Annotated in this window: 11 protein-coding genes; 6 read left to right on the top strand and 5 right to left on the bottom strand. The window is 65.8% G+C overall.

Features of this window, described 5'->3' with window-relative positions; translation table 11 throughout:
* The 4 genes from hemN to ACE3TQ_RS07145 all read right to left on the bottom strand — a co-directional run bounded on the left by hemN (nucleotide 1) and on the right by ACE3TQ_RS07145 (nucleotide 4,612).
* On the bottom strand, nucleotides 1-1,431 hold the full coding sequence (gene hemN / locus ACE3TQ_RS07160) for an oxygen-independent coproporphyrinogen III oxidase (RefSeq protein WP_374581326.1): 1,431 nt from the start codon (nucleotides 1,429-1,431) through the stop codon (nucleotides 1-3).
* An 18-nt stretch (nucleotides 1,432-1,449) separates the two neighbouring features.
* Nucleotides 1,450-3,099 (bottom strand): methyl-accepting chemotaxis protein, encoded by a 1,650-nt coding sequence (locus tag ACE3TQ_RS07155; protein ID WP_374581325.1) that lies wholly within the window; start codon nucleotides 3,097-3,099, stop codon nucleotides 1,450-1,452.
* Between the two features lie 87 nt (nucleotides 3,100-3,186).
* The gene (gene yiaA / locus ACE3TQ_RS07150) at nucleotides 3,187-3,606 is read right to left on the bottom strand and encodes an inner membrane protein YiaA (RefSeq protein WP_374581324.1); all 420 of its coding nucleotides are present in this window, start codon (nucleotides 3,604-3,606) and stop codon (nucleotides 3,187-3,189) included.
* Between the two features lie 70 nt (nucleotides 3,607-3,676).
* Nucleotides 3,677-4,612 carry a DUF808 domain-containing protein gene (locus ACE3TQ_RS07145; protein WP_374581323.1) on the bottom strand — a complete coding sequence of 312 codons (936 nt, stop codon included), beginning with the start codon at nucleotides 4,610-4,612 and terminating at the stop codon, nucleotides 3,677-3,679.
* A gap of 107 nt (nucleotides 4,613-4,719) precedes the next feature.
* Here ACE3TQ_RS07145 and ACE3TQ_RS07140 point away from each other — a divergent pair, with 107 nt between their 5' ends.
* The 3 genes from ACE3TQ_RS07140 to ACE3TQ_RS07130 all read left to right on the top strand — a co-directional run bounded on the left by ACE3TQ_RS07140 (nucleotide 4,720) and on the right by ACE3TQ_RS07130 (nucleotide 7,566).
* Nucleotides 4,720-5,361, top strand: coding sequence for a LysE family transporter (locus ACE3TQ_RS07140; RefSeq protein ID WP_374581322.1), 642 nt, complete (start codon nucleotides 4,720-4,722; stop codon nucleotides 5,359-5,361).
* The gene (locus ACE3TQ_RS07135) at nucleotides 5,358-5,549 is read left to right on the top strand and encodes a DUF1653 domain-containing protein (protein WP_374581321.1); all 192 of its coding nucleotides are present in this window, start codon (nucleotides 5,358-5,360) and stop codon (nucleotides 5,547-5,549) included. The genes ACE3TQ_RS07140 and ACE3TQ_RS07135 overlap by 4 nt, the downstream gene beginning before the upstream one ends.
* 91 nt (nucleotides 5,550-5,640) lie before the next feature.
* On the top strand, nucleotides 5,641-7,566 hold the full coding sequence (locus ACE3TQ_RS07130) for a DUF6600 domain-containing protein (RefSeq protein ID WP_374581320.1): 1,926 nt from the start codon (nucleotides 5,641-5,643) through the stop codon (nucleotides 7,564-7,566).
* A gap of 47 nt (nucleotides 7,567-7,613) precedes the next feature.
* Here ACE3TQ_RS07130 and ACE3TQ_RS07125 read toward each other — a convergent pair whose 3' ends face one another.
* Nucleotides 7,614-8,102: a phage regulatory CII family protein gene (locus ACE3TQ_RS07125; RefSeq protein WP_374581319.1), complete on the bottom strand. Its 489-nt coding sequence runs from the start codon at nucleotides 8,100-8,102 to the stop codon at nucleotides 7,614-7,616.
* A gap of 95 nt (nucleotides 8,103-8,197) precedes the next feature.
* Here ACE3TQ_RS07125 and ACE3TQ_RS07120 point away from each other — a divergent pair, with 95 nt between their 5' ends.
* The 3 genes from ACE3TQ_RS07120 to ACE3TQ_RS07110 are packed head-to-tail and all read left to right on the top strand — an operon-like array spanning nucleotide 8,198 to nucleotide 10,685.
* Complete coding sequence (locus tag ACE3TQ_RS07120) at nucleotides 8,198-9,079, top strand: hypothetical protein (protein ID WP_374581318.1); 882 nt, start codon at nucleotides 8,198-8,200, stop codon at nucleotides 9,077-9,079.
* 4 nt (nucleotides 9,080-9,083) lie between these two features.
* The gene (locus tag ACE3TQ_RS07115) at nucleotides 9,084-9,875 is read left to right on the top strand and encodes a hypothetical protein (protein WP_374581316.1); all 792 of its coding nucleotides are present in this window, start codon (nucleotides 9,084-9,086) and stop codon (nucleotides 9,873-9,875) included.
* A 39-nt stretch (nucleotides 9,876-9,914) separates the two neighbouring features.
* Nucleotides 9,915-10,685, top strand: coding sequence for a hypothetical protein (locus ACE3TQ_RS07110; protein WP_374581314.1), 771 nt, complete (start codon nucleotides 9,915-9,917; stop codon nucleotides 10,683-10,685).
* The last annotated feature ends 300 nt before the right edge of the window (nucleotides 10,686-10,985 follow it).

The following is a 10,985-nucleotide window of genomic DNA, read 5'->3' as shown; positions in this document are numbered from 1 at the left end:
TCAGATGGTGCGCGAGAAGCGCAGCGGATGCACCTGCCCCGGCGCGGTGCCGGCGGCGCGGTCCTGCGCCAGGTGGCGGTCGAACACCATGCAGATGTTGCGGATCAGCAGGCGGCCTTTCGGCGTGACCGAGATCCAGTCGTCCTCGATCGCCAGCAGGCCGTCCTGCTCGTACTCGCGCAGCTTGTCCAGCTCCTTGGCGAAGTACTGCTTGAAGCGGATCGGATAGCCCAGCTCGAGCGCCGAAATCGACAGCTCGAAATTGCACATCAGGTTCTGGATCACCATGCGGCGCAGGCGGTCGTCATTGTCCATGGCGTAGCCGCGCGCGATCGGCAGGCGGCCTTCGTCCAGGCGCGCATAGTATTCGTCCAGCGTCTTCTCGTTCTGGCTGTAGGTGCCGTTCACCGAGCTGATGGCCGACACGCCGAGCGCCACCAGGTCGGTCTCGGCGTGCGTCGAGTAGCCCTGGAAGTTGCGGTGCAGGCGGCCCTGGCGCTGCGCCACGGCCAGGTCGTCGTTCGGCTTGGCGAAATGGTCCATGCCGATATAGACGTAGCCGGCAGCGGTCAGGCGCTTGATGCACAGGGCCAGCATGTCCAGCTTCATGGCCGGCGACGGCAGCTCGTCCTCCGCGATGCGGCGCTGCGGCTTGAACAGGTGCGGCATGTGGGCGTAGTTGTACAGGGCGATGCGGTCCGGATCGGCCTCGATCACCTTGTCCATGGTGGCCTGCATGGTGTCCAGGTTCTGCTTCGGCAGGCCGTAGATCAGGTCCACGCTGATGGAGCGGAAGCCGGCATCGCGCGCGGCCTGGATCACGGCCAGGGTTTCGTGCGCCGGCTGGATGCGGTTGACGGCTTTCTGCACGTCCGGATCGAAATCCTGCACGCCCATGCTGACGCGGTTGAAGCCCTGCTTGCGCAAGGTGCGGATGCGCTCCGCGTCCACGGTGCGCGGGTCGATTTCGATCGAGTACTCCCCTTCCGCGTCGGGCGCGAACTCGAAATGCTTGCGCAGGTGCGCCAGCAGCTCGCCCATCTGGTCGTCATCCAGGTAGGTCGGGGTGCCGCCGCCGAAGTGCAGCTGCTCGACGCGGTTCATGCCGGCGAACAGCTTGCCCTGCATGTCGATCTCCTGCTTCAGGTAGCCGAGGTAGGTGGCGGCTTTGCTGCGGTCCTTGGTCACCACCTTGTTGCAGGCGCAGTAGTAGCAGACCACATTGCAGAACGGGATGTGGATGTACAGCGAGAGTGGCGCGCGCGCGCCGCGCAGGCGCAGGTTGGCTTGCGCTTCGATGAAGCTGGAGTAGCCGAAGTCCGGCTTGAAGCGGTCGGCGGTCGGGTAGGAGGTATAGCGCGGACCCGAAGTGCTCAAGCGGCTGATCAGCTCTGCATCGAATTGTACGGATGGTTCTGCGATGGTGTTCATGTGGTTTCTCGTTCGGGGTTAGGCGGCCAGGCGCTTCTGCGCCTGGCGCGCGTGCGCGCCGCGTGCCGAAGGGACAGCCGCCAGGCGCGCTTGGCGGTTGCGTTCGAACTTGAACAGGCTGAAAGCGTCGCGCAGGTGGCCCGCTTCGTCGGCCAGGCTGACGGCGGCGGCCGCCGCTTCCTCGACCAGCGCGGCGTTCTGCTGCGTCACCTGGTCCATGTGGTTGACGGCCTGGTTGACCTGGTCGACGCCGATGCTCTGTTCGCGCGAGGCGGTGGAAATTTCGTGCATGATGCTGGTGACCTGCTTGACCGAGTTCACCACCTGGTCCATGGTGGCGCCGGCGCGCTGGGCGCGTTCCATGCCGGTGCTGACTTTGCCGACCGAGACTTCGATCAGCTGCTTGATGTCCTTGGCCGCCGCCGACGAGCGTTGCGCCAGGTTGCGCACTTCGCCCGCCACCACGGCGAAGCCGCGGCCCTGCTCACCGGCGCGCGCTGCTTCCACCGCGGCGTTCAGTGCCAGGATGTTGGTCTGGAAGGCGATGCCTTCGATCAGGCCGATGATGTCGACCACGCGCTTGGAGGAGGCGTTGATTTCGTCCATGGTGGCGATCACCTCGGACACGATCTCGCCGCCCTGCACCGCCACGTCGGAGGCGTTCACGGCCAGGTCGTTGGCCTGCATGGAATTTTCGGCGTTGGCTTTCACGGTCGAGGAGAATTCCTCGATGCTGGAGGCGGTCTTTTCCAGGCTGGCGGCCTGCGACTCGGTGCGGCCGGCCAGGTCGGAATTGCCGGCGGCGATCTGCTTGGTGGCCACGGCCATCGCATCGATATTGAAGCGCACGTCGCGGATGGTGGCGATCAGGTTGTTGTTCATCTGCTGCAGCGCGCGCAGCAGCTGGCCCACTTCGTCGGTGCTGTGGGTGTCGAAGGAGCCGGTCAGGTCGCCGGCCGCGATCAGGCGCGCGCCGTCCAGCGCGCGGCCCAGCGGCTGCAGCATGCCGACGCGCAGCGTGTACCACAGGAAGACGTTGATCAGGAAGCCGAAGGCGGTGGCGCCGAAGATGCCGTAGCGGGTCACATCGCTGGTGCCGTCGGCAAACAGGGCGGCCACGCAGACCGCGATCTGCAGCACGTTGACCACGCTGGTGGCCAGCCAGATGCGCATGGCCAGCGACACGTGGCTCAGGCGCGCCACCATGTTGGCCAGGCCCAGGCGCACGATCTGGCCGTTCTTGATGCGCAGGTTGGTGGCGCCGGCCACGATCTTGCGGTAGGCGTCGGCCGCCTCGGCCACCTGGTGCCGTTCGGCCTTGGTGCGCACCGACATATAGCCGATGGTGCGGCCGTTTTCCTTGATCGGGGTGATGTTGGCTTTGACCCAGTAGAAGTCGCCGTTCTTGCAGCGGTTCTTTACCAGGCCGGTCCAGGGGATGCCGGCGCGGATGGTGTGCCACAGGTCGGCGAACGCCTCGGCCGGCATGTCCGGATGGCGGATGATATTTTGCGGCTGGCCCAGCAGCTCTTCAGCGGAGAAGCCGCTGATATGCTCGAAGTAAGGGTTCACATAGACGATGTTGCCTTCCAGGTCAGTCTTGGAAACGATGGCCTGGTCTTCGTCCAGTTCAACTTCGTTATCGGTTACCGGTAAATTCTTCCGCATTGCGCGCTCCCTGTTGAAATTCTTGCCATGACGCAAGATCACAGGGATAAGTCTAGGGACTTAGGCGCGCAATTTTAATGATGTAGATCAAATCTGGCTGGGTTGGTCGGCCGCCGGGCTGGCCGCCACGTCCCGTACATTCTTCTGCACCGCTACCGCCGCGAACAGGGCCATGGCGAAGGACATGGCGTAGAAGCCCTTTTCGCTCGGCGCCAGGGTGGCGTTCCACAGGCCGACCGCCATCAGCAGCAGGGCCGAGGCCAGGGAAATCCAGCACAGGCCGAAGTACATGTTCGACACCTTGATGCCTTCCAGGCGGTCGCGCACCGACTTTTGCAGCGAGACGGCGGCAAACAGGCCGTAGAGCAGCAGGGTCAGGTAATAGCCCTTCTCATTCAGTTGCATGCTCGCATTCCACAGGCCGGTCAGGAAGGCGATCGCGCCGAACAGCAGGGCGGCCCAGGAGGCGCCGACGAAGGCGCCGGAAGGACGGGCTGGCGTAGTCATATTGTCTCCTTATTAAGATAAAATGGCGGCCGCGTGGCCGCCATGGGTGATCAGAACAGATCGCGGGGGGTTAACGTTTGATCGCGCTCAACAGCTTGCTGCCGAGGGCAACCACCGCCAGCACCACAGCGCCGGCCACCACGCCGGCGATGGCGTCCAGGGTGGAGGGGACCACCAGGCCCAGCAGCGGGCCGACGCCGGCCACTGCGCCGGCCGCCGTGCCGGCATGCTGGATCGCATCGTGCAGGGCGTGGATGCCGTGCGTCAGGATGCCGCCGCCGACCATGAACATGGCCAGGGTGCCGGCCACCGACAGGAATTTCATCAGCTTGGGCGCTGCGCTCAGCAGGGCGCGGCCCAGCAGCTGGGCGCCGCCGCCGGCGCGCTGGCTCAGGTACAGGCCGGCATCATCCATCTTCACGATGGCGCCCACCAGGCCGTACACGCCGACCGTCATGGCCACGGCAATAGCCACCAGCACCGCCACCTGTTGCGAGAACGGCGCCGCCGCCACCGTGCCCAGCGCGATCACGATGATCTCGGCCGACAGGATGAAGTCGGTGCGCACCGCGCCCTTGATCTTGTCCTTTTCCATGGCTACCAGGTCAACGTCCGGGTTCGACACGGCTGCCACCAGTTGCTGGTGGTGCTGCTCGTCTTCCGCCTTGGAGTGCAGGAATTTGTGGGCGATCTTCTCGAAGCCCTCGAAGCACAGGTAGGCGCCGCCCAGCATCAGCAGCGGCGTAATGGCCCAGGGCGCGAAGGCGCTGATGGCCAGCGCCGCCGGCACCAGGATGGCTTTATTGATCATGGAACCCTTGGCAACCGCCCACACCACGGGCAATTCGCGGTCGGCCTGCACCCCCGCCACCTGCTGCGCATTCAGCGCCAGGTCGTCGCCGAGGACCCCGGCAGTCTTCTTGGCCGCCACTTTGCTCATGGCAGCCACATCGTCCAGGATGGTGGCAATATCGTCGATCAGTGCAAGCAGGCTGGAACCGGCCATTCTTATAACTCCAAAGAAATAATTACAGGATCGACAATCTAACATGCCGCCGCTGCCGGCGGGCGTCTTCGACGCTACAATGGCTTCTTTTTCGTCGGTAATCGGCCATGAATTTCACCACCTGGATCACCTTCGTCATCGCGGCCGGCATCATCGCCGTCTCGCCTGGGGCGGGCGCCGTGCTGTCCATGTCGCATGGCTTGTCCTACGGTGTGAAGCGCACCTCGGCCACCATCCTTGGCCTGCAACTGGGGCTGCTGCTGGTGCTGGCGATTGCCGGCGCCGGCGTAGGATCGCTGCTGATCGCCTCCGAATTCGCCTTCAGCGTGGTGAAAACGGTGGGTGCGCTCTACCTGATCTGGCTGGGCTTGAGCCAATGGCGCGCCAAAGCCGCCGCCGGCGACGGCATCCAGGCCGCGCAGGCGGCCCTGCCGTCGTTCCGCAAGCGCTTCATGATCGGTTTCCTGACCAATGCCACCAACCCCAAGGGCATCATTTTCATGGTGGCGGTGCTGCCGCAGTTCATCAACCAGCATGCGCCGGTGCTGCCGCAGCTGGCCATCCTGGCGGCCACCATGTTCGTGATCGACCTGGTGGTGATGCATGGCTACGCCTTCCTGGCGTCGTCTATGCAGCGCTTCTTCCGCGAATCTGCCGCGATCAGGCTGCAAAATCGCGTATTCGGCGGCTTGCTGATGCTGATCGGCGGCGCCCTGTTCTTTGTCAAGCGTGGAGGCGCACAAGCATGACTACCCAATTCCGCCATTACAAAGGCGGGCTCTATGAGCTGGTGTGCGAGGCCACCCTGGAGTCCGACCTCAGCACCATGATCGTCTACAAGGCGGCCAATGGCTCGATCTGGTGCCGCCCGCGTGAAGTGTTCTTCGAGCTGATCGAGGTCGATGGCAAGCAGGTGCAGCGCTTCACCCCTATTTGAAAATCTTTGTAACTTGCGTCGTCGCTTCCCGGCCTCAAGCGTTAAATAAAAACAAAAAAACGCTAAGCAGTTCCCCTTTTGGAGAAGAGAAATGAGTCGCAAGATCCTGCACTTCCTGATGCTGGCAGCCCTGGTTGCCGTATCGTCGGTTGCCATGGCCGACCCGCCCGCCCGGGTGGGTCGTGTCACGGTTGCCGAGGGCAAGGTGACCATGCTGGTCAACGGTGAGGAAGAGTCCGGCAACCTGATGAACTGGCCGGTCACCACCGACAACCACCTGACCACCGCCCCCGGCGCGCGCGCCGAATTCCGCGTTGGCTCGGCCGCTGTGCGCCTGGACGGCGATTCCGACATCGAGGTGGAGCAGCTGGACGACGAACGCCTGCGCCTGCGCCTCAATTACGGCACCGCCAGCGTGCGCCTGCGCGACCCGGCCATGCTCAATGAATTCGAATTCACCACGCCGCAAGCCCGCATCACCCTGACCGAGCCGGGCGCCTTCCGCGTCGATACCGAGCGCGCGCCCGACACCACCGTGGTCAATGTCTTTGCCGGCAATGTGCGGGTGGAAGGCGGCGGCAATATGCTGGCCGCCCGTGCCGGCAAGCGCGTGGAAGTGCGCGGCGACGATATCTTCACCGCCCTGGCCGTGCGCGACCGCTTTGACGACTGGGTCACCACCCGCGACCGCCGCGAGGAAGGCCTGGTCGCTTCGCGCTATGTGCCGTCCGACATGACCGGTTACGAAGACCTGGACCAGTACGGTAACTGGGTCGAAGACCGCGAGTATGGCACCGTCTGGTTCCCGCGCGCCGTGCCGGCCGGCTGGGCGCCCTACCGCGACGGCCGCTGGGCCTGGATTTCCCCATGGGGCTGGACCTGGATCGATAACGCGCCTTGGGGTTATGCCCCATTCCACTATGGCCGCTGGGTGGTGGTGAGCGGCCGCTGGTGCTGGACCCCGGGCCGCTTCGTTGGCCGCCCGGTGTGGTCGCCCGCCCTGGTGGGCTGGGTCGGCGGTAACAACTGGAGCGTCAGTTTCGGTTCCGGCCGTTCCGGCCCTGCCGTCGGCTGGTATCCGCTGACCCCGCGCGACCGCTATGTGCCGGGCTACCGCATTTCGCCGGACTACGAGCGCCGCCTGGTGTGGAACCACCGCAGCAACGACCGCTGGCATGACCGCTACAAAGACCGCGACCACGACGGCCGCCGCGATGGCGTGACCGCCCTGCCGCGCGATCAGTTCGACCGTGGCCGCCGCATCTCCGTCTCGAACGTGGCGCGCGTGGCGCCGCAGGATGTGCGCAACGTGCCGCAAATGGTGACGCCGCCGCAGGTCACGGCGGCCCAGGTGCGCCCGGCGCGCCAGGAATGGCAGAACCGTGGCGAGCGTGACGAGCGTGGCAACCGCGAGCGCATCGAACGCGGCGTTGACCGCAGCGTTGACCGTAGCGTCGAGCGCGGCCCCGAGTTGCGCGGCCCGGACCGCATGATCCGCGAAGAACGCCAGGAGCAGCCGCGCCAGCAACTGCCGCAGCCGCAACAGCTGCAGCAAATGCCGGCGCCGCGCTCCAGCATCACGCGCAGCGACGAGGAAGAGCGCAACGCCTGGCGCAACCGCAATGAGCCGCGCCGCTCGGTGACCAGCACCCAGCAAGCGCAGCCGGGCGCCCTGATGACCACGCCGCCCGCCCAGCAGCCGCAGCAGTTCCAGCCAACGCCGCAGCCGCGCTTCGAGCCGCAGCCCCGCATCGAACGCCCCGAGATGCGCAACGAAGCGCGCCCGGAGCCACGCTTCGAGCCGCGCCAGGAACGTGAGGTGCGCGAAGCGCGCGAAGACCGCGGCCGCCGCGAGGCGCCGCAGATGCAGATGGCCCCGGCGCGCCCGGTCCAGATGGCGCCAGCGCCGCAGGCCCAGCCGCAACCGCAGGCACAGCCGCAACCGCAGCAGCAGCCACAGCAGCGCCGTGAACCACGCGAGCGCCGCGAAGAAGACAACGGGCGCGACCGCCGTTAAGCAATCAGCCCTCGCCCGCCGCACCGCTCCGGTCCGGCGGGCTTTTTTTATTTCGCGACGCGGGTGCGCTGGCGGATCCGCTCGCGCCACTCGCCCAGCGCCGACAGCGCGCCATGGAATTCGCGCTCGATCAGGTCGGCTTCCACCTCCGTCACTTTCCCATCCATCAAGGCCATCGACACGGCCTCCGCCACCGCGCCCACCTGGGCCATCACCTTGCACACGGTCTGCGACAGGTCGTCTGTATTCACTTCATCCGGCACCGGCACGATAAAGGCCGCCATGCCATGCCGTGTCAGCAGCGCGTGCAGCGGCAGCATCGCTTCATGCACGCCAGCCCGGTGGCACAGGTCCACGATGGTGGAGACTTCTTCGAACGACGGGTAATGCGAAGCGATGGTCGGCGCCAGCTTATTGCGCAGCACATTGGCGGAGATGCCCATTTGCTGGGCAAGCGCCTCGATGCCGCCGGGGAAAGTGCGCGCCACTTTGTAGAGCGCGTCGTGTTGGTTCATGTCCAGGTATTTCTTAGTCATGGTGAAGCTGGCCTTTTTTTACCGATGCACGGCGATTGTTGGAACGATATCCTGATTTTCATCGAAAGTTTAACTACCTGACAACGGTGAATTTCATGTTCAAGCGCACTCGCTTCGCGGCCATCGCGGCCATCGTGGTGGCAATCACGGTCGCCAACACGGCCGATGCCCGGCCCGGCGGCTCGTTCCGCAGCGGCTTTTCCTCGGGCAAAAGCAATGTTTCGCGCAGCGTCGGCACGCAACGCCAGCCGGCCTTCGGCAGCTTCGGCAAGCGGCAGGCGCAGGCGCCGGCTGCAGCGCGCGCGCCACAACGCGAGTCGGCCATGTCGCGCGACCTCGACCGCAAAGCGGCGCAGGAACAGGCCTTGCGCACGTACGACACACGCCGCTACGCCAACAGCGCAGCGAACGGCAGCCGCCCTGCCGCCCCGGGCGCGGCGGGCGCCGCCGGAGCTGGCGCGGCGCCGCTGCCGCCGCTCAAGCCCGTCCTGCCCGGCGGCCCGGGCGGCACTGGCGGCAGCTTTGCCCGCCAGGGTGTGCCGGCCGGCGGCGCCACCAGCGCACCCGCCCCGGTGGTGGTCCGCGACGGCAACAACGGCTGGCTGTGGGGCATCGGCGGCTTCATGCTGGGCCACGCCGCCGGCAGCCACGCCGCCGCGCCACCGGCGGCAGCGCCGGCTCCGGCACCGGCCCCGGCGCCGGCCCCGGGCAACGTCGGCGCCATGGCGGACGCCGCTGGCGCTGGCGATATCGCCACCGTGAGCGAGGGCAGCGATGCCGCCCGCGCCGCGCCCGCCAAGGCCGAGCCAGCACAGCCCGCCGCCCAACCGGCGGCCAGCGAAGCCGGCATCATCGCCAAGCTTGCCGTCCTGCTTCTGGTCGGCGGCATGGTGTGGCTGGTGTGGAAAGCCTTCCGCCTGATGTCCGGGGCACAAGCAGTGAAAAAGCACGCTAACTATTCGTTTGAAAGGAACTAAGGAGATGGGCTGGAAAGACGCGATCGAATACCTGCGCGGCGGCGCCAAAAAGCGCGGCGTGGAAGGCGACGCTGCGCCGGCCGAAGACCGCGCCCTGCCGCTGGACGCCCGCATCGGCAGCCTGGTGACCCTGCAGATGTCGCCGCTGCTGCGTGCCAGCGCCAACGGCTCCCTGGTTGCGCTGCCGGACGCCGAGGATACGCGCATCCTCGCCATCTCCCAGTTCAAGCTGTCGATGGCGGGCCGCCTGTACCGCTATTACCTGGCCAAGGGCGACGACGATGAAGGCGAGAAGTTCCTCCAGCTGTATGTGGACGAACACGGCGCCGTGCAGGAAATCCTGTACTGCACACAGCTGGTGCGCGTGATCCCGGCCACGGCGGAAGACCAGGACGCCTATACCGGCGCCGCCGGCAGCGGCCTGGGCGACCTGAACTTCGCCCTCTGGCGCGCCCAGCTGGAAGACAGCGGCTACGACGCGCCGGAACTGGCGACCGCCTTTGGCGACGGTGAGGCGCTGGATTACGAACGCGACGTCGGCGACCCCGAAGCCGGCTTCGTGCCGCCCTTCACGGGCACCGAAACCCGCATCGACGACGCCGGCGGCATGCAGGGCCTGCGGCAGGAGCTGTACTTCATGCCCTACGCGCGCCGCCTGGCCGACGGCAACAAGGAATATCTGCTGGTCACGACGGAGATCCTCCAGAGCGTGAACGGCGATGCAAGAAAACGCGGGATACACGTCGACTTCGTCGTGGGGATCCCGGTTGAGCAGGAACGGCTGGCCATCCAGTAAATGGCCGCCGCACATAACTTCACTGAAAGGATGCAAAAAATGAGCAACTCGAACGGCTGGTCCCTGACTGCACGACTGATTTCCAAGCACTTCGGCGCCCTGGGCGACCGTGTGTCGGAAGCGATCGCCAGTTTTGACCCGGAAACGGCAACCGAGGCCGACCGCGACCGCCTGGCCGACACCCTGCGCAGCGCCGCGCAAAAGCTGGCCCAGGCGCGCGCCGCCTTCAACAAGGAGCGCGACGACGTGGTGCGCCTGCGCAAGCTGATCGCCACCGACGAACAGGCCACCGCCACCCTGGCCGAACGCCTGGCCGCCGGCCAGATTTCGGAAGCGACCATCAACCTGTTCTGCGACGAGCTGGAAGCCAACAAGAACCGCCTGCCGCAGGAAATCCAGGAAGAAGCCGACGCCCAGGCTTATATGGAAGAGTTGCAAAAGATTGTCGACGCCCTGTCGCAGCAGCTGGCCGACTTCGACGCCGCCGCCAAGAAAGCGATGCAGGCCCTGGCCCAGGCCAAGGCCCAGCGCGACCTGCAGCAAGTGCGCGCCGAGCGCCAGAGCCAGCTGGCCAGCCTGTCCGGCATGCGTGGCAACACCAGCGCCCTGAACGCGCTGACCAAGCGCGCCCAGTCGATCGCCAACGAAGCGGAAGGCATGAAGATCGTCTCCGACATCGGCCAGCGCCCGTATGACCAGGCGGCCGAGATCGAAGCGATCCGCAAATCCGTCGCCAACCCGGCCAACGGCAACGAATCCGCCCTGGAACGCCTGCAGCGCCTGTCCAACAAGGCCCCCGCGACCGCCTGACTCCAGCCCGACAGCGGCGCGCCACCTGCGCGCCGCCTTTTATTCCAGACATGTTAGACGGGAATCAAAGAGCTGTTGGCGCGCTCGACTACGATCGCCCCATGCTTGGCCCTTTTCGGCCGAAAATGGGAGTATCGTATGTCAAACAAGCCTTGCAAAACAGTGAGTGGATTGACCGTGCGGGTAGGCACAATCCGTTCAACGGCAGGTGTTTCTGGCAGCCGATTGGGGCCTCGTCCATAGCCGATTTGCCGGCGGATGCTATACCTATCGAGCCGTTTGCGCTTACCGGAGAATGAT

The organism is Pseudoduganella sp. (assembly GCF_041914865.1).
Taxonomy (GTDB): domain Bacteria; phylum Pseudomonadota; class Gammaproteobacteria; order Burkholderiales; family Burkholderiaceae_D; genus Rugamonas.
This window is presented reverse-complemented; position numbering and strand designations above follow the sequence as displayed.